This window comes from Rhodococcoides navarretei (assembly GCF_038069675.1).
Lineage (GTDB): Bacteria > Actinomycetota > Actinomycetes > Mycobacteriales > Mycobacteriaceae > Rhodococcoides > Rhodococcoides navarretei.
The window spans coordinates 2,198,013-2,219,562 of sequence record NZ_JBBPCN010000001.1 but is presented as its reverse complement, the minus strand read 5'-3'; the positions used below and the strand labels follow the sequence as shown (position 1 = coordinate 2,219,562).

Below are 21,550 nucleotides of genomic sequence, written 5' to 3'. Positions count from 1 at the left end.
GTTCGTGCCGGTGACTCAGGTCAGGTAGCGGTACACCGGAGAATCGGGTTCGAGCTGCTCGACGTGCAAGTGCGAATCACGCATTCGTTCGAGCAAGGGATCGAGCCCGCTCGCCGACCCGAGTTCGATACCGACCAGGGCAGCACCGGTCTCGCGGTTGTTGCGCTTGACGTACTCGAACAAGGTGATGTCGTCCTCGGGGCCGAGCACCTCGTCGAGGAACCGGCGCAACGCTCCGGGTTCCTGTGGAAAGTCGACCAGGAAGTAGTGCTTGAGCCCCAGGTGAACCAACGAACGCTCGACGATCTCGCCGTAGCGGGAAACATCGTTGTTGCCACCCGAGATCAGGCACACCACGGTGCTGCCGGGTTCGACATCGAGATGCTCGAGCGCGGCTACCGCCAGTGCGCCCGCGGGCTCCGCGATGACACCCTCGTTCTGATAGAGCGCCAACATCGCCGTGCAGATCGCACCCTCGTCGATCTGCGTGATGAGGAACTCCCCGGGACCGGAACTGTCGAACACCGGCGCAGTGAGCAACGGCAACGACGCGTGAGAAACGACACTCGCCCCGAGCGATTGCAGCGCGGCGTACGGAACGTCACCGATGCGGCGGACGGCGGCTCCATCGACGAATGGATCGATGTCGGAGAGCGTCACCGGACCACCGGCGATCAGCGCAGCGGTCATCGATGCCGCTCCGGTCGGTTCCGCACCCACCAGCGAGGTCTGCGGGGCGCGCTCGCGTAGGTAGCTCGAGATACCGGCAATACATCCGCCACCGCCGACGGGCATCACGACCACGTCGGGCGCGCCGCCGAGTTGGTCGACTATCTCGGCGGCGATGGTGCCCTGACCCGCCACGGTGCGTGGATCGTCGAACGGCGGCACCATGGTGGCACCGGTACGAGCGACATCCTCGGCGGCTGCGGCAGCCGCCGCGTCGAACGTATCGCCGATGACGATGAGATCGACGAACTCACCGCCGTGCACTCGGATGCGGTCACGCTTCTGCTTGGGCGTGTTCGCCGGCACGTAGATCCGCCCCCGCACGCGCATCGTGCGGCACGCGAAGGCGACACCCTGCGCGTGGTTTCCTGCGCTCGCGGTCACGACACCCACGGCGCGCTCGGCGTCCGTCAGTTGATCCATCAGGTTGTACGCGCCGCGAATCTTGTACGACCGTACGATCTGCAGGTCCTCGCGTTTGAGGTACACCTTCGCACCCGTCTGCGCAGACAGTCGTTCACACAGCTGCAGGGGCGTCGCCGCCACCACGGCGGAAATTCGCACCGCAGCGGCATCGATGTCGGCAGCGGTGACGCTCAGCGACGATGGGTGCTGGGAAGCGAGTTCCGGGGATGAAGACACCAGCACATGCTGCCACCAGCGCGGAACGGGTCCCCATCCGGGACCGTTACGACCGAACACCGGATCGGTCCGCAGGCCCCGCTCCCACGGCTGGACAACGGGTGATTCAGGCGCGCGAGAGCACGAGAACTGGTATCTCGCGATCGGTCTTCTTCTGATAATCGGCGTAATCGGGGTACGCGGCAACCGAACGTTCCCACCACACGGCCTTCTCGTCACCGCTCACTTCGCGGGCGATGTAGTCGTGCTTGTCAGGACCGTCCTGTAGCTCTACCAGCGGCTCGGCCTTGACGTTGTGATACCAGACGGGATGCTTGGGTGCCCCGCCCAACGAGGCGACAATGGCGTACTCGCCGTCGTGTTCCACCCTCATCAACGGCGACTTGCGCAGCTTTCCGCTCTTGTTGCCCTTCGTGGTCAGCAGTACGACCGGCATCCCGTTCATCATCGTGCCTTCGGTTCCGCCGGAATTCTCGTACAGCTCGGCCTGCTTGCGGGCCCAGTCGGATGAACTCGGTTCGTATTCTCCTGTCAGTGGCATGACTTTCAGTCAACACCTCCCGGCGTTGCGACGCCACGAGATGGGCAACATTGCCAGGCCCGAACCCCAAGTTCGGTGGACCGAATCTTTTACTGGGTATAGTCTGAACTTCCTGCAGCGGACAGCCGAACCTGCTGAGCGGCACCGGAGGAGGACGCAATGACCTACACGAACACCCAGGTGAGCCGTCGACCTGCTCCTGCCCTTCGCACGGCGGACGTGGCCGGCATCGCGTGGCCCGTCTACAAACTCGAAGCTCTCGCACTGGGAGTTCTGGTGTTCGTCGGCACCCTCGCCTTCGCCGGGTCCCTGCACGCAGCAGTGCTCGCCGGCGCAGCGGCCACCGTGGCGACCTGGTGGACACTCCGCCTGACCGAGCTCGGTGCCACCGGGGCCGCATCAGCCCGTCAGACAGCCGGGCCCCAGTAGCGCCTTCAGGTCTCCCATCAACGCCGAAGTCGGCGTGACGCGCAGGCTGTCGTCGAGCTTCATCGTGGTGATCTTGTCGCCACTGACCAAACGCAGATGGACATCCGAGGTTCCCGGGTGGCTGATCAGCACCCGCTTGAGCGCGCCGACCTTGTCGGCGGTGCACAGGCGCGTCGGCAGACTGACCGCGAGCGGCTTGTCGATGCCGATCGCCGAGAGATCAGGCACCGCAAGGTCGTTCGCTATCAACGACACCCTGTCGTCGCGCACCGAGACCCGCCCCTTGACCAGGACCACCGAGTCCTCGGTGACGTCGGCACCGAACACCGAGTAGGCCTGCGGGAAGAACAGCACTTCGATGCCGCCGGCGAGATCCTCGAGCTGAGCCGACGCCCACGTCAGGCCGTTCTTGTTGATCCGCCGGTTCACCGAGGCCAGAATTCCGCCGACCGTGACCTGGGTACCGTCCTTGATATCCCCTTCGAGGATCGTCGGGATATTGCAGTCGGACTTCGCGGCCAACATGTGCTCGACGCCCAGGAGCGGGTGGCCGGAGACGTACAGGCCGAGCATCTCGCGCTCGAGAGCGAGCCGATGCTTGGATTCCCACTCCTCGTCCGGCACCCGGACGTTGAACACCGCGGAGATGGACTCATCGGCATCCTCACCGCCGAAGAGGTCGAACTGACCGATCGCCTCGGCCTTCTTGGTACCCATCACCGCGTCGATCGCATCGGCGTGAATGAGCATCAGCCCCTTGCGCGGATGATCGAGCGAGTCGAAAGCCCCTGCCTTGATGAGGGATTCGGTGACCTTCTTGCTGCACGCGATCGCGTCGATCTTGCCGAGGTAGTCCGAGAAGTCGGTGTACTTGGACTTCTCCGATCGCGCCCTGATGATCGAGGCGACCACGTTGGTTCCGACGTTGCGAACGGCGCCGAGGCCGAACCGGATGTCCTTGCCCACCGACGCGAAGTTGAGTTCGGATTCGTTGACATCCGGTGGCAGCACCGTGATACCGAGCTTGCGACAGTCGGCCAGATAGATGGCGGCCTTGTCCTTGTCGTCACCGACGCTGGTGAGCAGGCCGGCCATGTACTCGGCCGGATAGTTGGCCTTGAGGTACGCCGTCCAGTACGAGACCAGGCCGTAGCCCGCCGAGTGGGACTTGTTGAACGCGTAGCCGGCGAAGGGCAGCACGGTATCCCAGAGCGCCTTGATGGCCGCTTCGGAGAAGTTGTTGTCCAACATGCCCTGTCGGAATCCGGCGTAGGCCTTCTCGAGCTCGGAGAGCTTCTTCTTACCCATGGCGCGACGCAGGAGGTCGGCCTGACCGAGCGTGTAGCCGGCAACCTTCTGCGCGAGCTGCATGATCTGCTCCTGGTACACCACCAGGCCGTACGTCTCACCGAGAATCACCTTCAGCGGCTCCTCCAGCTCCGGGTGAATCGGCTTGACCTCTTGCCTACCGTTCTTGCGGTCGGCGTAATCGTTGTGCGAGTTCATTCCCATCGGACCGGGCCGGTAGAGGGCCAGGACGGCGACGATGTCCTCGAAACCGGTGGGCTGCATGCGGCGGAGCAGATCTCGCATGGCACTGCCGTCGAGCTGGAAAACGCCGAGAGTGTCTCCGCGAGAGAGCAGTTCGAACGTCGCGGGGTCGTCGAGCGGCAACGCGTCGAGGTCGATGTCGATGCCGCGGTTCGCCTTGATGTTGTCGATGGCGTCACCGATGACGGTGAGGTTGCGCAGACCGAGGAAGTCCATCTTGAGCAGACCGATGGCCTCGCACGACGGGTAGTCCCAGCCGGTGATGATGGCACCGTCCTGCGCGCGCTTCCACACCGGAATGGCGTCGGTCAGCGGCTCGGAGGACATGATGACCGCGCAGGCGTGCACGCCCGCGTTGCGGATCAGGCCTTCGAGGCCCTTGGCCGTCTTGTAGATGGTCGCGACGTCGGGGTTGGAGTCGATCAGCGCTCTGACCTCGACGGCTTCCTTGTATCGCTCGTGCGCGGGATCGGTGATGCCGGCCACGGAGATGTCCTTGGCCATGATGGGCGGCGGCAGAGCCTTGGTGATCTGATCGGCGATGCCGAAGCCCGGCTGGCCGAACTGCACACGGGCCGAGTCCTTGATGGCAGCCTTGGTCTTGATCGTGCCGAACGTGATCACCTGGGCCACACGGTCGCTGCCCCACTTCTCCGTGGCGTAGCGAACCATCTCACCGCGGCGGCGATCGTCGAAGTCGATATCGATATCGGGCATCGACACACGCTCGGGGTTGAGGAATCGCTCGAACAGCAGACCGTGCGGCAACGGGTCGATGTTGGTGATACCCATGGCGTAGGCGACCAACGATCCGGCGGCGGATCCTCGGCCGGGGCCGACCCGGATGCCGACGGCCTTGGCGTGGTTGATCAGGTCGCCGACGACGAGGAAGTAGGCCGGAAAGCCCATCTCGAGGATGACCTTGATCTCGTACTCGGCCCGAGCGAGGTAGTCCTCGGCCGGGCCGTCGGGGAACCGACGCTCGAGCCCGGTCATGACCTCGTGGCGCAACCACGTGCCCTGGGTGTGACCCTCGGGCACGGGGAAGATCGGCATCCGGTCGCGGTGCGCCCACACCTCGTCGTAGGGCTGCACTCGCTCGGCGATGAGCAGAGTGCTGTCGCAGGCACCGGGCACCTGATCATCCCAGAGCTCGCGCATCTCGGCGGCGGACTTGAGGTAGTAGCCGTCGCCGTCGAACTTGAAGCGGGTGGGATCGCTGAGCGTCTTACCGGTCTGAATGCACAGCAGCGCCTCGTGGTTCTCGGCAGCGTCCTTGGTGACGTAGTGGCAGTCGTTGGTCGCCAGCGGCGGGATCGACAGCTTCTTGCCGATGTCCAGCAGGCCCTCTCGGACGCGACGTTCGATGGACAGGCCGTGATCCATCAACTCGAGGAAGAAGTTGTCCGGCCCCCAGATCTCACGCCACTTCGCGGCCGCCTCCAGTGCCTCACGATCCTGGCCGAGTCGCAGGCGAGTCTGTACCTCTCCGGACGGGCAGCCGGTGGTGGCGATGATGCCTTCCGCGTGCGAGGCGATGATCTCCTCGTCCATGCGGGCCCACTTGCCGAGCTGGCCCTCGATCGACGCCAGCGACGACAACTTGAACAGGTTCCGGACGCCGGTGGCATTCTCGGCAACCATCGTCATGTGCGTGTACGCACCGCTACCGGAGACGTCGTCGGACTTCTGGCTCCGATCGCCCCACAGCACGCGCTTCTTGTTGAACCGGGACTCGGGGGCGATGTAGGCCTCGATGCCGATGATCGGTTTGATGCCGGCCTTCTTGGCCTCGTTGTAGAACTCGCTGGCCCCGTACATGTTGCCGTGGTCGGTCATCCCGACTGCCGTCATCTCCAACCGCGCCGCCTCGGCGAACATGGCCCCGATCTTGGCGGCACCGTCGAGCATCGAATATTCGGTGTGGTTGTGCAGATGAACGAACGAATCGGCCACGAAGGTTCTCCTGAAGGTCGTGCGCTATCGAAATACGAGCCGCGAATGTACTCACTCTAGGCGGTGAAACCGACAGATTTTTCAGGCCGACGGTGTGTCCTGGGAGGACGTGACGGGTGTGACGAACGAGACTGAAGTTGCCTCATTCGGCAGGGACCGGCCCGTCGTCCGGCAGCGGCCCGACGACGTCGACGTACTCCGGCAGCAACGGCTCGACGGCGAACTTGCCGGACACTGCATCCGGCGGAAGCGCCTGTACCGCGCGCACATCGGGACGGCCGGCCAGCTCGGTCAACTCCGGTAGGGTTCCGCGCACCACCAGCGTCACCACACACGCGCATCCGTCGAGCAGACGTCGCTGCGACACCGCGGCGATCTGCGCCTGCCGGTCCCCCGCCCCGAACGATTCCCCCGCCAGGCTCGCTGCGCGCGCGGTCGAATTCAGTACCGACCGTTCACTGCCCGGCACGCCGACGGTGAGTATCGGAGTCTGCACGCGGTCGAGCGGAACACGGAGCAGCACCTGCGAGATGCGGACCCCGCCGGCGATGGCATGGGCCTGCTCGGCGGTGAGTGCACGGTCGAACGACACCGAGGCCCATCGAGGCGCGGCATCGTCGGCGCGCAGACTCGCCTCGGCACGGGCCAGGTAGTCGATCACCTGCTCGCCGCTGTCCGGGCCGAGCCGGTCGGTGCCCACACCCAGCTGTCGTACCGGATTCAGGTGCCCGATCACGGCGAGCGCCCCGACAACGAGGGCGGCGGCAACGACGCCGACGAGCACACCGGAGACTCCCCTGGTGCGCATCACGCCTTCCGAAGCACCTCGAGTGCGTGCTCGAGGTCGGCCGGATACTTGCTCTCGATCTCCACCCAACGGCCGTCGGACGGATGCGCGAAACCGAGTGACCTCGCATGGAGCCACTGTCGCTCCAGGCCGAGCCGTTCGGCCAGCCGCGGATCGGCACCGTAGGTCAGATCACCGCAGCACGGATGCCGCAGGGCCGAGAAGTGCACCCGGATCTGGTGCGTGCGACCGGTTTCCAAATGCACGTCCAGCAGACTCGCGGCCTGGAACGCCTCGACCGTGTCGTAGTGGGTGACGCTGGGCTTACCGTCGGCACGGACGGCGAACTTCCAGTCGTTGCTGCCGTGTCGACCGATGGGGGCATCGATGGTTCCACTGCTCGGATCCGGGTGGCCCTGCACCAGTGCGTGGTATCGCTTGTCGATGGTCCGCGCCTTGAACGCTCGCTTGAGCACGGTGTACGCCCGCTCCGACGTCGCGACCACCATGACCCCGGACGTGCCGACGTCGAGTCGGTGCACGATGCCCTGACGCTCGTGCGCGCCGGAGGTGGAGATGCGGAATCCGGCGGCCGCGAGACCGCCGATGACCGTCGGGCCGGTCCAGCCCACACTGGCGTGCGCGGCGACACCGACGGGCTTGTCCACGGCCACGATGTCGTCGTCGGCGTAGAGGATCTCCATGCCCTCGACCGGCTCCGCCTCGATCGTCAATTCGCGGGCGGGCTCGGGCAGCGTCACTTCGAGCCATGACCCTGCGGCCAGCCGATCCGACTTGCCGACGGCACCGTGATCGACCAGAACCGAGCCTTCCTCGGCCAGAGTCGCGGCGACGGTACGCGAGAGTCCGAGCAGCCGAGCGAGACCGGCGTCGACCCTCATCCCGTCCAGACCGTCGGGCACCGGCATCGAGCGCGATTCCCTCACTTGTCGGCCTCGCCGGTGGCGTCGGAACTCGACTTGGTCACTCGTTCACCGTTCGGCTCGAACCCGAACAGGCTCAGGACCACGAGCAGAATCGCACCACAGACGATGGACGAGTCGGCCACGTTGAACACCGGCCACCAGCCCACCGACACGAAGTCGACGACGTGTCCCTGGAACGGCCCCGGCGCACGAAAGAAGCGGTCGATCAGGTTGCCGAGGGCTCCGCCGAGTACCAGGCCCAATCCCAGCGCCCACCACGGCGAGCGCAGCGTCCGACCGATCTTGATCACTCCGATGACCACGGCGACGGCGACGACGGTGAGCAGCCACGTCATCCCGGTGGCCATCGAGAACGCCGCACCGGGATTACGCACCAGCCGCAACGTCACGACGTCTCCGAACACCTCGATCGGATTGCCGGGTTTGACGTAATGCACGACCACGATCTTGGTCACGAGATCGAACACGAGAATCACGGCCGCGATCACGATCAGCAGCCGGGTCTTGAGCGGCTTCGGCAGCCGACCCTCGGCGCTGTCGGTATCGGTCACCTGCGAGTCCGCGGTCTCGTTCGGTGCCGGAACGCTACTCGTCTCGGCTGGCGGATCGTCGGCGCGGTCTTCACTCACCTGTCCATCATGGCGTATGGACGGCGGCGGGTCCGCATCCGTGCCGCGCATCGACCGATCACTGCGGGCGGTGTCAGTAGCCTGGTGCCCGTGAAGTCGACCGATCGCTCCCGCACCGTCCGCTCCCGCACCGTCCGCTCCGGTTTTCTCGCTGTTTGCTCTGCAGTGGCTCTCGTCGCGGGATGTTCGAGCGCCGACACCGACACCGATCCCGCGCCCGAACAGGCCACGTCCTCGAACGAGGTGACGATCCCCGTGACGCCGACGACCACCACCGTCATCGACGCCGGCACGGAGCCGCGCCGCATCCTGACCTTCGACACCGCCGATTCGGACGAGCAGAACGTCGACCTCACCACCACCTCCACCGTCTCGCAGCAGATCAACAACGATGCGTCGCAGGATTTCTCCAGTCCCGAACTGACGGTGCCCCTGTCCGCATCGACCTCCGACACCGTCACGGACGACGACGCCGCGACCGGTGCCACTCGCTCGGTCGAGCTGACCATCGGCGCAGCGACATCACCCGACGAAGGACTGACCGACGCGCTCTCGGCCTCCGAGGGCTCCGCGGCGCGGCTGGCGACCACCGACTCGGGAGCCATCACCGCACTGCACATCACGCCCGCCGAGGCCGCGCTCGATACCGCTCGCGCAGCGATCGAACGCTCGTTGAACGCCGCGGTGTACCGATCCATCGACCTACCCGAGACCGAAGTGGGAGTGGGAGCCGTCTGGACCGTCGATCAGCAGGTGCTCAGCGGAATCACGCTGAATCAGCGCGCCACGGTCACACTCCGGGCACTCGACGGCGACCGGGCAACCCTGGACGTCGCGATCGCGCAGACACCCGAATCGACGACATGGAATCTGCCCGACGATGCCGGCACGCTGAACATCGCGACGTACACCTTCACCGGCGCGGGCACCCTCGAGATCGATCTGACACAGCCGCTTCCCGTCGGCGGATCGATCACCGCAGGAGGCGAGCAGATGTACACCGACCCGGACAGCACGACCGTGTTACGCCAGACCGTCGGAGATTCGATCACCTGGAGTTCCCGATGACGGCGCGCTCCACGACTCAGGTGCTGGCCGCGCTGTCATTCGTCGGCGTTGCCGCGGCCGGATGCAGCGCGGACGAACCGGCCGGCACCCCGGCACCCGCACCCACCGTCGTCGCCGCTCCCGATCCCCTGCTCGGAACCCCCATCACCGACTCCGGCGTTCTGAGTGCGTCGATGTTGGGGCTGGACGACCTGCCTGACGGGTTCTCCTCGATCCCCGACCCGGTCCAGGATCTGGGGCTCGACCCGGCTCCCGAATACGACTCACCCGACAAGTCCGGTACCGACCCGGCGGCGTGTGCGGCGGTACTGGCACCGATCTCGGAGCAGCGGGAAGGTGCGGCGGCGTCGGCGGTGGCTCGCTTCTCGGGGCCGAACTTCTCGTCGATCGACGAGGACGCGGCAAGCTACGCGGACAGCGGGGCCGCGGAGGCATTCTCATCGGTGCAGCAGGCCTGGGCCGGGTGCACCGAGTTCAGCGGCACGGACGCGGACGGCGTGAGCGTGCAGTACGCGCTGACGGGCCGCGAGCAGTCGCAGATCGGTGACGCGTCCGCCTCGATACGTCTGACCACCAGCAGCGAAGGCTTCACGTTGATCTCGGACGTCGTGGTGGCGGTGGTCGATTCGACTGTCGTGCAGATCGCCGTCTCGGATCAGAGCGGACTCGAACCCGACACCGTGACCGCCGTCGCCGAGGTCGCCGCGGACCGCATCCGGAAGGCCGCACCGAGCGCCTGAACAGAACCGATCCACCGACGAAGAACTGCCGGTGACACATCCCCGAGGGGAGATGTCACCGGCAGTTCCGGGTGGGTCAGAGACGATCGGCAGGACTCAGGGTGCGGGGCACGCCGGGCTGGTCAGCTGCGCGAGCGAGACGATGCCGCAGGCGTTCTCCTTGGAGAGCTTCCACACACCGTCCTCGGGGACGAACTGGAACGTACCGGGGTTGGCCTGGCCGTTGAGCGTGATCGTGATGCCGGCATTGAGAACCCCGGTGCCGAGGTCGTCGATGCTGGTGATCTCGATCTGAGCGTTGTTGGCCACAGCAGCGGCAGCGACCTGGTTGATCAGATCCGGGTCCTCGGACGCGCCCTGGATCAGAGTCGCCTTCTCCTCGACCGGAACGTTGGGATCGAGTCCGCGCATGAGCTGAGTGTTGAGCTCCTCGACCGTGGGTGCCGGGGGGTACGCACCGGCGGAGGGATCGGCAACCGCAGAGGTGGTGGCAGCCGTCGTCGTCGTGGTGGGCTCTTCCTCGCCTCCGGAGCTGCAGGCGGTCATGGTGAGCGCTGCGGAGATGGCGATGCCGGCAACCATTGCCCGTCGGGTGTTGCGAAGCTTCAAGTGCTTGTCCTTTTCACTCTGAGTCACGTCTCGATCGTTCTGTGACTCGTCGGTCGTTGCGGGGATGGGTCGTCTCGGACCGGAGTCCACTATGTCAGCTCGGATCGGTCGAGTCACAACCCGCAAGCCCTCCCTGTGAAACCTCACAGAGTTTCCTCAGCTCTGCCACAACTCACTTCAGGCTGTCGAGAACATCGGCGACTACCAGGTTCTCGTCCGATTCGGCGAAGGTACGCGCGATTCCCGGCCCGGTGGTCCGGGTCTCGAACCTTACGGTCACCACCGCATGTCCGGCACCCTGCACCCAACCGTGACCGAAGTCAGGATGCCGAACGTCCATGCCCGGCAGCCACCGCGGGCCGTCCGGGACAGGGTCGGAGGCCGCTTCTATCGGGTCTGCCGACTCCTCCGTCGCGTCTGTCGCACCCGGGACCGGTTCGTGTTCCAGTTCGGGGAAGAGCGATCCCTGTCTGACCGCCGACAGGCCGGCCAATCCGACCCCGACCAGACGGATCGGACCGACATCGACCGGATCGACGGCAAGGCGCTGCGCCGTGGCCACGATGGTCTGCTTGTCCACCGTCGCATACTGCAGCGTTGCCGACCTGGTGATGATGCTCATGTCGGACTTGCGCAGCTTGAGCACCACCGTCCTGGCACCCCGACCGTCCTTCAGCAACCGGCGATGCGTCGAGTCGACGATGGACTCGATGGCCGGCCGCAGCTGAGCGAGGGAGATCAGATCCTGAGCGAACGTCGTCTCGGCGCTGACCTGCTTGGCCTCGGCCCGCTCGGCCACCACTCGATTGTCGATTCCGCGTGCCAACTGATGCAGACTCGGCCCCATCGTGGCCCCGAGGATCGACGCAACCTCGGACTCGGGGGTGGCCACGAACTTGCCTATGGTGTCGATTCCCAAGCGCCGCAGCCGCTCCCCCGCCACGGGTCCGATCCCCCACAGTTTCCGCACCGGAAGAGCCGCCATCAGCTCGGCCTGGATTCCCGGAGCGACGACGGTGATGCCGTCGGGCTTGGCCAGTCCCGACGCGATCTTGGCGATCTGTTTTCCCGATCCGGCACCGATCGAGGCGACCAGACCGGTCTCGGCGAGTATCAGCGCGCGCAGGTCCGCGCAGAACAGCTCGACCTCACGTACCGTCGCTCCGGCGAGTTCGAGCGGCTCGCCGAACGCCTCGTCGATCGAGAGTTGTTCGAGGACCGGCATGGGGCCGCGTAGTGCCTCGAAGGCCCGGCGGCTGAGTTCCGAGTAGAGAACGAACCGCGGCGGCAACACCACGGCACCTGCGCCGACGAGTCGGCGAGCCTGATGCATCGGCATGGCCGAACGCGCTCCGAACGCGCGGGCCTGGTAGCTGCACCCGGCCACCACTCCCCGCCCGCCTGCCCCGCCCACGAGAACCGGGCGGCCCCGCAACGTGGGTCTGGTGAGTTGTTCGGCGGAGGCGAAGAACGCGTCCATGTCCAGGTGCAGCACCCACCGACGACTGCGCAGGGTGTTGTCGACGATGTCGGGCACGGTCGTCAACGACGGTCGTCGGTAGCGAATCCGAGAGCCCGCGCGGCGCGTTCGGGGGTCGGGTCCGACCACATTTCGCCGTACATCCCACTCGTCGTCAGCGATCTGGTGTGCGCGGTGTCGATGTACAGGGTTCCATTGAGATGGTCGGTCTCGTGCGCCACGATCCTGGCCGGCCAACCCCGAACCACCTCGTCGACAGCACGGCCGGTCTCATCTGCGCACTGGAGTCGGACCTCGGCCGCGCGCGTGACGACGGCCTGATAGCCGGGGACACTGAGGCACCCCTCGTAGAACCCGGCCGTCCGCGACCCGACCGGGGTGTACCGGGGATTGACCAACACGCGGAACGGAAGCCGCGTTCGCTCCCGGACTCGGGCGACATCCGCTCCTACGTCGCAGCGATCCTCGATCACCGCGATCCGGAGCGGGATGCCGATCTGCGGCGCAGCCAGACCGACACCGGGCGCGTCGTGCATCGTCGCGCGCATCACCTCGATCAACTCGCCGAACGTCTCGGCGTCGAGCTGCCCGACGTACGGGGTAGCCCTGGACCGCAGCACCGGGTGGCCTGCGGCGACGATCGGCACGACACCGCCGTGAGCGTCGGCGAGAAGCTCACGGACGGCGTCCACCGATACGTCGCCGCCGATCATGACGACTTGGTGATCGCTGCCCGCACTCCCTCACCGAGATCGCTGCCGTCGTCGCCGACGCGGCCGTCGACCAGCGAGAGTGCGAGCACCTCGCCGGCGATCAGATCACGATGGGTGTCGAGCCAGCCCTGCCGATGCTCGGGGACCTCGATGACGATATCGATTCGGTCCGAGACGTCGAATCCGTGACTGCGACGGGCATCCTGCAACTCGCGGATGCGGTCCTTGGCCCAACCCTCGGCCTCCAGTTCCTCGGTGACGGCCGAATCGAGCACCACCAGGCCGGCGTTTCCGGGCAACGGTGCCGTCGACTCGGGCTCGGCTGCAACGAGTCTGCGGGTGAATTCCTCCGGCAGCAACGCGATACCGGCGGCGCTCACGACTCCGTCGGCATCCTCGGACCAATCCCCTGCCTTGACGGCCTTGATGACCGTCTGGACGTCCTTGCCGATCCGTGGCCCGGCAGCACGAGCATTGACGACGAGCTCGAACTTTCCGTGCACCGCAACGTCGTCGGTCAGATCGACCTTCTTGACGTTGACCTCGTCGGAGATGATGTCGAGGAACGGACGGAGTCGCTCCGCATCGGCGGCCGCGACCGTCACCTCGGGCAGCGGCAGCCGCACTCGCAGATTCTGCGCCTTCCGCAGACCGAGAACCGTCGAGCACACGGTGCGCACCTCGTCCATGCTCTCGACCAGTTCCGGATCCGAGGGCGGTGCCTCGGGCCAGTCGGTCAGGTGCACCGAACGGCCACCGGTCAATCCGCGCCACACCACTTCACTGATCAGCGGCAACAGCGGAGCGGCGATGCGAGTGAGCACCTCCAGCACGGTGTGCAGGGTGTCGATCGCGTCGGCGTCCTCGCTCCAGAACCGCGAACGAGACCGTCGGACATACCAATTGGTGAGTGCGTCACAGAACGTGCGTAGCTCGTCGCACGCTCCGGCGATGTCGTTTCCCTCGAGCGCATCGGTGATGGCATCCCGGGTGGCCGACAGCTTGGCCAGCACATAGCGATCGAGTACGTGCGGCGAGTCGGTACGCCACTGCCCCGGCGTCGACGCGTAGAGCTGCAGGAAGCTCCACGCATTCCAGATCGGCAGCAAAGCCTGGCGGACACCCTCACGGATGCCCTGCTCGGTGACGATGAGGTTGCCGCCGCGCAGGATCGGCGAGGACATCAGGAACCACCGCATGGCATCGGAGCCGTCGCGGTCGAAGACCTCCTTGACATCCGGGTAGTTACCCTTGGACTTGCTCATCTTCAGGCCGTCTTCGCCGAGCACGATGCCATGGGCGGCAACAGTTTTGAAGGCCGGTCGATCGAACAACGCAGTGGCCAGCACGTGCAGGGTGTAGAACCAGCCGCGCGTCTGCCCGTTGTACTCGACGATGAAGTCGCCCGGATTGTGTGTCTGGAACCACTCCTCGTTCTCGAACGGGAAATGCACCTGCGCGTACGGCATCGAGCCGGACTCGAACCAGCAGTCCAGCACCTCGGGCACCCGCCGCATCGTCGACTTGCCGGTCGGGTCGTCCGGGTTGGGTCGCGTCAGATCGTCGATGTAGGGGCGATGCAGATCGGTCGGTCGCACGCCGAAGTCACGCTCGAGCTCGTCCAGGCTGCCGTAGACGTCCAGGCGCGGGTAGGCCGGGTCGTCGGACGTCCACGCCGGAATCGGGCTGCCCCAGTAACGGTTTCGGCTGATGTTCCAGTCGCGTGCGCCTTCGAGCCACTTGCCGAACTGGCCGTCCTTGATGTGCTCGGGCACCCAGGTGATCTCCTGGTTCAGCTCGACCATCCGATCGCGGAACTTGGTGACTGCGACGAACCACGACGGCACTGCCATGTAGATCAGAGGCTGACCACTGCGCCAGCTGTGCGGGTACGAGTGCTCGATGGTCTCGTGCCGCAGCAACCGACCGGAAGCCTTGAGGTCCTTGATGATCACCGGGTTGGCGTCGAACACCATCAGACCCTCGTACGGCGGCACCAGCGACGTGAATTTGCCGCCGGCATCGAGCGGCTGCACGACCTCGATTCCGTTCGCCGTGGCGACGTCCATGTCCTCTTCACCGAAAGCCGGTGCGAGGTGCACGATTCCGGTACCCGAATCGGTGGTGACGTAGTCGGCCTCGAGCACCCGGTGCGAGTTCTCGTGGCCGAGGAAGAAGTCGTAGGGCGGTGCGTAGGAGAGTCCGACCAACTCGGCACCGGTGTGCTCCGAGAGCACCTCCGGGTCCTCTCCCAGTTCCTTCGCGTAATGCGAGAGTCGCAGCGCCGCAAGCACATACCGTTCACCGTCGGTTCCGCGTACCTGCACGTAGTGCACCTCGGGGTGCACCGCGATCGCCAGGTTCGACGGCAGGGTCCACGGGGTGGTGGTCCAGATCAGCGCGTTCGCCCCGTCCAGCGGCGAACCGGGAGCCGTCAACGGCATCGTGACGGTGACCGCCGGATCCTGACGCATCTTGTACGCGTCGTCGAGCCGTGTTTCCTGATTGGACAACGGCGTCTGCTCGTACCAGCTGTAGGGCAACACCCGGTAGCCCTGATAGATCAGGCCCTTGTCGTGCAGTGTCTTGAACGCCCACATGACCGACTCCATGAAGTCCACGTCGAGCGTCTTGTAGTCGTTGTCGAAGTCGACCCACCGCGCCTGCCGCGTGACGTAGTCACGCCACTCGTCGGTGTACTGCAGCACCGACTGCTTGCAGTAGGCGTTGAACTTCGCCAGGCCCATCTCGTCGATCTCGGACTTGTCCTTGATGCCGAGCTGCTTCTCCGCTTCCAACTCGGCGGGCAGACCGTGACAATCCCACCCGAAGCGTCGCTCGACCTTCTTGCCGCGCATGGTCTGGAATCGCGGGACGAGGTCCTTGACGTACCCGGTGAGCAGGTGACCGTAATGGGGCAGACCGTTGGCGAAGGGTGGGCCGTCGTAGAAGACGAACTCCTCGGCATCGGCTCGATTGTCGATGCTGGCACGGAAAGTGCCGTCCTCGGCCCACTCGTGCAGAACGATACGTTCGAGGTCGGGAAACGGAACGCTGCCCGATCGGCCCTCGGCCAGGTCCACCAGCGGGTACGACCCCGAGTTCGGACGGGCGCTCGACTCTGTCATGGTTCTCTCCTCCGTGCCGGTCGCGTACGAGACGCAACGTCAGTTGGCACGGGGACGATCATCGGGCGAATCTCACGCCCGATACCGCGGTACCACCCCGCTTGCTCAGCCCTCGACGACAGTGTCGTCGGGGTGAGCCACTCCACGTGAGCTGTGACGGGCTCACCCGTTCGGTTCTACTGAACGTCGATCCGAAACACCCGAGGGTGTCGCACCGAACGTCGTTCTTCCGAAAGCTCCCCGGTGATGGCCGGATCTACGCGTGACAATCGATCGAATGGAACATGGTCATGCTACCTGTCGAGCTCGGGCGGTGGCCGTCGGCCCGTGAGCGCTCCGACCAACAGCAGACCTGCACCCACGATGCACACCACGATGCAGGCCCACGCCCAGACGACGGACCCTGTCATCAAGGCGATCACAAGAAAGCCGAAGCCGATCGCTGCTGCGCCGAGAGTCAGGACCAACACGGGATTCCTCGCTCACCACTCGACGCCACAACCGATCCGACGCTGCCGCCCACGGCAGCGTCGGAGAACGGTAGTGCGTCAGTTGCCCTTGGCGTACGACTGGCTGTAACCGGACGACTGGGTGTCCTGGTTGAAATTGTCCTGACCGTTGTCCACCGGGAGAGCCGAGGAACGGTTCTCCAGCTCTTCGAGCTGAGACTCGAGGTACGACTTGAGCCGCACACGGTACTCGCGCTCGAACGTCTTGAGCTGCTCGATGCGACCTTCCAGCACGGAACGCTGCTGGTTGATCGTCGCCATGATCTCGGTGTGCTTGCGCTCGGCGTCGGCCTGCAGCGCATCGGCCTTCTCCTTGGCCTGACGCAGCTGGGTCTCGGACCGTGTCTGCGCGTCGGACAACAGCGACTCGGACTTCTGGCGAGCCTCGGACATCATCGATTCCGAACGCGTACGTGCGTCCGACACCAGGCGCTCGGCGTTGGTCCGAGCGTTGCCGAGCAGCTGCTCGGACTCCGACTTGGCATCACCGGTGAGGCGGTCGGCCATCTCCTGTGCGAGACCGAGAATTTTCGCGGCCTGCATGTTGGAATCGCCGGACTGCTGCGGAGCTGCTGCAACGGGCGCGACCGGGGCCGGCTGCTGCACGACCGGCTGCGGCTTGGGGGGATCCACGGGGCGCTGTGGCTCCGCTTTCGGTGCGGCGGTCTGAGCCGGTTGCGGGCTCTGCCGTCCGGCGCTCTTGGCATCCGCGAGCTCCTGATCGAGCTCACCGACCCGCTGGCGGAGGTCGGCGTTCTCTTCGATCAGTCGCGACAACTCTTGCTCGACGAGGTCGAGAAAAGCGTCGACCTCATCTTCGTTGTAACCGCGCTTACCGATGGGCGGCTTGCTGAACGCGACATTGTGCACATCAGCTGGAGTCAGCGGCATGGAAGGATCCCTTCACGCGTCTTGGGGCGGTAGAGCAAGCATTCAGTTATATGCCATTCCGCGCGAGTGCAGAACAATCAAACTGTAACTGGCGTCCATTCTGTCACACGGGACACGCAGCTTGCGCGCGTCCCGCGTTCTAACATCTATCTTCGATCTCAGGCCGCGAGACCACTGGTTATGTTCCACGCGATGAAGACGACGAACAGCAGGACCATGATGGACAGGTCCAGTCGAACTCCACCGAGGTTGAGCGGCGGAATTATCTTGCGGAGGAACTTGACCGGCGGGTCGGTGACCGTGAAGATCGCCTCGAGCAGGATGACGACCAACCCGGTCGGTTGCCAATCTCTCGCGAAAGTCCTGATGAACTCGACGATGATTCGACCGATGAGAAGGAGCCAAAAAAGAAACAATACGATGTTGATCACCGTGAACACGATCACGGCTATACTCTGCCTGACTTCGGCGGGCTGAGCAAAGCGCCCTGGTCACAGCCCTGAACTACCACCCCGAACAGTGAATCTTTCACTGCTGACTGTAGAAGCCGGTCTCGGCGATACGCCTGCGCTCCTGCGGCGAGACGTCGACGTCGGCGGGCGACAGCAGGAAGACCTTCGTCGCCACCTTGTCGAAGGAACCGCGAAGCGCGAACGCCAGACCGGCAGCAAAATCGACCAGGCGCTTGGCGTCGGCGTTGCTCATCTCGACCAGATCCATGATGACCGGAGTGCCGTCTCGGAAGCGCTCGCCGATCGTGCGGGCCTCGCTGTAGTCCCGCGGGCGCAGCGTGGTGATCTTCGACAAGGGACCGCCGTCGTCGACGATCGGGCTGCGCCGGGTCTCCGCACGCACATCCATGCGAGTGTCCATCGCCAACGCTCCTCTGGTTGCCGCGCCGCGCGTGGTCGTGGCGGCTCCGCGTCCACGTCCACCGATCGGGGCCAATGTGGCCGCCGGACGCGGTGCCTCGTAGTCGTCGTAGTCGTCCTCGACCTGTGCATGCCTGGATCCACCGAACGACGGCTTCACGAAGTCACGCTCGTCGATGTCGTCGTAGCTGTCACGACCGCCACGGGAGCTGCGCCGCGTATCCGGATCATCGAGGTAGTCGTCCTCGTAGTCGGCGAGCGGAACCATGCCGAAGTACGCCTTGAACTTGTGCAGGGTGCTCATCGTTCTGCCTTCCGTGGCGGTGTGTCTACTGTCGATCCCCAGGTTCGCAAGTGTCTGTTGTGACTGATGTGATCCGTGGATTGTTATTGCGAGGCTATCGGCCGCGCGCCGAGTATTGCGGTACCGACACGCACGCACGTCGATCCGTGCCGCACAGCAGCTTCCAGGTCTCCGGTCATGCCCGCGGACAGCTCGAGCGCTCCGGGATGATTCGCCAGAAGCTCGCTGTGCAGACCCTCGAGGTCTGCGAACGCGGCGTCCGGATCGGCCTCGAGGGGTGGCACCGCCATCAACCCTGCGAGACGCACACCGGTTGCGTTCGACACGACGTCCGCAAGCTCGTGCAGTTCGCCGCGTTCGACGCCGCCGCGGTGCACATCTCCGTCGAGACTGACCTGAACGATCACATCCAGCTCGGCCGACCGACGTCCCTCGTCCAAGGCCGTCGTCGTCGCTTTGGACAGTGCAGCCACCAACCGCGCACTGTCCACGGAATGAATGGAGTGCGCCCACGCGGCAACCGACTTCGCCTTGTTTCGCTGCAGATGACCGATCATGTGCCACCGGGGCGGATCGCCGCCGAACTCCTCGGCCGTCTCGGCGACCTTGGGCGACGCGTCCTGCTCCCGGGACTCGCCGAAGTCGCGGCACCCGAGGGCGTACAGGATGCGCACGTCGGAGGCGGGAAAGAACTTGGTCACCGGCAGCAGAGCCACCTCGGCGGGCGACCGGCCCGCGTCGACGCAAGCGCGGTGCAACCGCTCCCGCACCGATGTCAACGCCGTCTCGATCTCTCGCGCCCGCTCCAGGCCCGGGGCACCGTCGATGGGTTCGCTCATGACAACCTTCCCTGCCGGTTCACCGATGGGCCGCTTCGGGACGATCGTTCGGGGATGTGCTGTCCATCCACACGACACTGGCAATTCGGCCGGTCGACCCTTCGCGGCGATGACTGAACAGAGTTCTGTCCTCGATGGTGCATCGCGGATCCTGCGCCACCCCGGACACTCCCGCTGTGAGCAGTTGCGCGCGGATACCGGCGGGAATGTCCAGGCCCGGCGTATGGCGGACGGTTGTCGTCGCGCTGCCGGGAAGGTGCTTGTCGACGTCCGCTCTCATCTGCGCGGGCACCTCGTACTGGCGACCACTCGCGGCCGGACCGAGAAACGCACCGATCCGCTCGGGAACCGCGCCGAGTTCGACCATGACAGCCAGCACTCGCGGAACGATGCCGATACGGGCACCGACCCGGCCCGCATGAACAGCGGCTATCACTCCGGCTTCTTCGTCGGACAGCAGAATCGGCACACAGTCGGCACTCAACACCACCAGACCCAGATCGCGCTGCGTCGTCACCAACGCGTCGGTCATCGGAACCGGCTCGGCGACCGGACCGTCGACCACGGTGACGGTGCGTCCGTGGACCTGCTCCATGAACACGAGCCGGTCGAGTCCCATACCCAACCGATCGCCGAGGCGTCGACGGTTCGCCTCTACCGCTGCCGGGTCGTCACCGACGTGATCACCGAGGTTGAACGTATCGAACGGCGGTGCCGACACTCCGCCCGCTCGCGTCGTCGAGACGCGTCGGACACGAAACGGACCTGCGGATGCGGCCTCGTTCACCGCCGCATGAAGGACGGCACATCGACATCGTCTTCGCCCTCGTCCTCGGCGATCGGCACGCGACGTCCCGATCCGACCGACTCGCGTCCACCCGAGTCACGGCCCTGGCCGGCTGCCGATTCGCGACTGGACGATTCACGGTTGGACGAGCTCGACGAGTTCAACGGCGGCAGGCTGCTGCCGCTCGGTGCACCGACCGGGTCGCGGAACACGGCACCGTCGGACCCCTCGCTCGACCGCGACGACATCTCGCCCGAGCGAGCCGATCCGATCGGGCTGCGCGTCGAGGCGGCCGCTTCGACCGGGCGACGCGTCGGGGTGCCGCCGTCGAAGCCTGCGGCGATGACGGTGACGCGCACCTCGTCGCCGAGCGAGTCGTCGATGACGGTTCCGAAAATGATGTTGGCGTCGATGTGGGCGGCTTCCTGCACCAGCGACGCCGCCTCGTTGATCTCGAACAGACCGAGGTCGGATCCACCGGCGATGGACAGCAGCACACCGCGTGCACCTTCCATCGAGGCTTCGAGCAGCGGCGAATTGATCGCCGATTCGGCGGCCTTGATCGCGCGTCCCTCACCGCGGGAGGAACCGATGCCCATCAATGCGCTGCCTGCGCCGGACATGACGCCCTTGACGTCGGCGAAGTCGACGTTGATCAGACCCGGGGTGGTGATCAGGTCGGTGATGCCCTGGACGCCGTTGAGCAACACCTCGTCGGCGCTGCGGAATGCGTCCATCAGGCTGACGGCGGCGTCGCCGAGCTGCAGCAGTCGATCGTTGGGAATGACGATGAGCGTGTCGCACGACTCACGGAGCTGCTGGATGCCGGTGTCGGCCTGGCCGCCGCGTCGCTTGCCCTCGAACGAGAACGGACGGGTGACGACACCGACGGTCAACGCACCGAGCTTGCGCGCGATGTTGGCGACGACGGGGGCACCGCCGGTACCGGTGCCGCCACCCTCGCCCGCAGTGACGAAGACCATGTCGGCACCCTTGAGTACCTCTTCGATCTCGTCTTTGTGATCGTCCGCGGCACGGCGACCGACCTCGGGGTCGGCTCCGGCACCGAGTCCTCGGGTCAGTTCGCGGCCGACGTCGAGCTTGACGTCTGCGTCACTCATCAGCAAGGCCTGAGCGTCGGTGTTGACCGCGATGAACTCGACTCCCTTGAGTCCCTGTTCGATCATGCGGTTGACCGCGTTCACGCCGCCGCCGCCGATGCCGACGACCTTGATTACGGCGAGGTAGTTGTGCGGGGGCGTCATGGGCTCTCGCCTTCCGTGGAGTGTTGCGTGAAAAATGGAAACCCTCAACCTAAACCACAGGCTTAGAGTTATGTCAAGTACTGAACTGGTCGAAACGCTATTCATCGCCGACGACTATCGCCATTAGGCGCGCC

Annotated in this window: 20 protein-coding genes; 3 read left to right on the top strand and 17 right to left on the bottom strand. The window is 65.4% G+C overall.

The window, feature by feature from the left end; genetic code table 11:
• Nucleotides 1-15: 15 nt before the first annotated feature.
• Both ilvA and AABD04_RS10660 read right to left on the bottom strand, forming a co-directional pair.
• Entirely contained in the window at nucleotides 16-1,371 is a 1,356-nt protein-coding gene (gene ilvA / locus AABD04_RS10665; RefSeq protein ID WP_341441153.1) for a threonine ammonia-lyase IlvA, read from the bottom strand.
• Between the two features lie 106 nt (nucleotides 1,372-1,477).
• Complete coding sequence (locus tag AABD04_RS10660) at nucleotides 1,478-1,912, bottom strand: nitroreductase family deazaflavin-dependent oxidoreductase (RefSeq protein WP_243594977.1); 435 nt, start codon at nucleotides 1,910-1,912, stop codon at nucleotides 1,478-1,480.
• 159 nt (nucleotides 1,913-2,071) lie between these two features.
• Here AABD04_RS10660 and AABD04_RS10655 point away from each other — a divergent pair, with 159 nt between their 5' ends.
• Nucleotides 2,072-2,341 (top strand): hypothetical protein, encoded by a 270-nt coding sequence (locus AABD04_RS10655; RefSeq protein ID WP_243594978.1) that lies wholly within the window; start codon nucleotides 2,072-2,074, stop codon nucleotides 2,339-2,341.
• On the opposite strand, the gene dnaE is transcribed toward AABD04_RS10655, so the two are convergent.
• The 4 genes from dnaE to lspA form a co-directional block, all read right to left on the bottom strand.
• Nucleotides 2,312-5,848 carry a DNA polymerase III subunit alpha gene (gene dnaE, locus AABD04_RS10650; protein WP_335741559.1) on the bottom strand — a complete coding sequence of 1,179 codons (3,537 nt, stop codon included), beginning with the start codon at nucleotides 5,846-5,848 and terminating at the stop codon, nucleotides 2,312-2,314. The genes AABD04_RS10655 and dnaE overlap by 30 nt on opposite strands.
• A gap of 142 nt (nucleotides 5,849-5,990) precedes the next feature.
• Nucleotides 5,991-6,656 (bottom strand): hypothetical protein, encoded by a 666-nt coding sequence (locus AABD04_RS10645; RefSeq protein WP_341443008.1) that lies wholly within the window; start codon nucleotides 6,654-6,656, stop codon nucleotides 5,991-5,993.
• Complete coding sequence (locus AABD04_RS10640; protein ID WP_032394372.1) at nucleotides 6,656-7,582, bottom strand: RluA family pseudouridine synthase; 927 nt, start codon at nucleotides 7,580-7,582, stop codon at nucleotides 6,656-6,658. The genes AABD04_RS10645 and AABD04_RS10640 overlap by 1 nt, the downstream gene beginning before the upstream one ends.
• Nucleotides 7,579-8,211 (bottom strand): signal peptidase II, encoded by a 633-nt coding sequence (gene lspA / locus AABD04_RS10635; protein WP_341441152.1) that lies wholly within the window; start codon nucleotides 8,209-8,211, stop codon nucleotides 7,579-7,581. The genes AABD04_RS10640 and lspA overlap by 4 nt, the downstream gene beginning before the upstream one ends.
• Before the next feature lie 90 nt (nucleotides 8,212-8,301).
• Between lspA and AABD04_RS10630 the strand changes: the two genes are divergently transcribed.
• Nucleotides 8,302-9,279: a hypothetical protein gene (locus AABD04_RS10630; protein ID WP_341441151.1), complete on the top strand. Its 978-nt coding sequence runs from the start codon at nucleotides 8,302-8,304 to the stop codon at nucleotides 9,277-9,279.
• Nucleotides 9,276-10,019: a hypothetical protein gene (locus AABD04_RS10625; RefSeq protein ID WP_341441150.1), complete on the top strand. Its 744-nt coding sequence runs from the start codon at nucleotides 9,276-9,278 to the stop codon at nucleotides 10,017-10,019. The genes AABD04_RS10630 and AABD04_RS10625 overlap by 4 nt, the downstream gene beginning before the upstream one ends.
• Nucleotides 10,020-10,115: 96 nt before the next feature.
• Here AABD04_RS10625 and AABD04_RS10620 read toward each other — a convergent pair whose 3' ends face one another.
• The 11 genes from AABD04_RS10620 to ftsZ form a co-directional block, all read right to left on the bottom strand.
• Nucleotides 10,116-10,601, bottom strand: a complete 486-nt coding sequence (locus AABD04_RS10620) for a hypothetical protein (protein ID WP_423228224.1) — start codon at nucleotides 10,599-10,601, stop codon at nucleotides 10,116-10,118.
• A gap of 199 nt (nucleotides 10,602-10,800) precedes the next feature.
• Nucleotides 10,801-12,108, bottom strand: coding sequence for a DNA polymerase IV (locus AABD04_RS10615; RefSeq protein WP_459112823.1), 1,308 nt, complete (start codon nucleotides 12,106-12,108; stop codon nucleotides 10,801-10,803).
• Between the two features lie 62 nt (nucleotides 12,109-12,170).
• Nucleotides 12,171-12,821, bottom strand: coding sequence for a peptide deformylase (locus tag AABD04_RS10610; RefSeq protein WP_341441148.1), 651 nt, complete (start codon nucleotides 12,819-12,821; stop codon nucleotides 12,171-12,173).
• On the bottom strand, nucleotides 12,818-15,949 hold the full coding sequence (gene ileS, locus AABD04_RS10605; protein WP_341441147.1) for an isoleucine--tRNA ligase: 3,132 nt from the start codon (nucleotides 15,947-15,949) through the stop codon (nucleotides 12,818-12,820). Before ileS ends, AABD04_RS10610 begins: the two co-directional genes overlap by 4 nt.
• A 293-nt stretch (nucleotides 15,950-16,242) precedes the next feature.
• Complete coding sequence (locus AABD04_RS10600; RefSeq protein WP_243594986.1) at nucleotides 16,243-16,419, bottom strand: hypothetical protein; 177 nt, start codon at nucleotides 16,417-16,419, stop codon at nucleotides 16,243-16,245.
• A gap of 78 nt (nucleotides 16,420-16,497) precedes the next feature.
• A complete protein-coding gene (gene wag31 / locus AABD04_RS10595) occupies nucleotides 16,498-17,349 on the bottom strand; it encodes a DivIVA-like cell division protein Wag31 (protein ID WP_243594987.1) in 852 nt (283 codons plus the stop codon).
• Nucleotides 17,350-17,507: 158 nt separating this feature from the next.
• On the bottom strand, nucleotides 17,508-17,795 hold the full coding sequence (locus AABD04_RS10590) for a YggT family protein (protein ID WP_243594988.1): 288 nt from the start codon (nucleotides 17,793-17,795) through the stop codon (nucleotides 17,508-17,510).
• Between the two features lie 82 nt (nucleotides 17,796-17,877).
• A complete protein-coding gene (locus AABD04_RS10585) occupies nucleotides 17,878-18,525 on the bottom strand; it encodes a cell division protein SepF (RefSeq protein ID WP_341441146.1) in 648 nt (215 codons plus the stop codon).
• 83 nt (nucleotides 18,526-18,608) lie between these two features.
• Entirely contained in the window at nucleotides 18,609-19,364 is a 756-nt protein-coding gene (locus tag AABD04_RS10580) for a YggS family pyridoxal phosphate-dependent enzyme (protein ID WP_341441145.1), read from the bottom strand.
• A gap of 19 nt (nucleotides 19,365-19,383) precedes the next feature.
• Nucleotides 19,384-20,151, bottom strand: coding sequence for a peptidoglycan editing factor PgeF (pgeF, locus tag AABD04_RS10575; protein ID WP_341441144.1), 768 nt, complete (start codon nucleotides 20,149-20,151; stop codon nucleotides 19,384-19,386).
• Nucleotides 20,148-21,416 (bottom strand): cell division protein FtsZ, encoded by a 1,269-nt coding sequence (gene ftsZ / locus AABD04_RS10570; RefSeq protein ID WP_341441143.1) that lies wholly within the window; start codon nucleotides 21,414-21,416, stop codon nucleotides 20,148-20,150. Before ftsZ ends, pgeF begins: the two co-directional genes overlap by 4 nt.
• Between the last annotated feature and the right edge of the window lie 134 nt (nucleotides 21,417-21,550).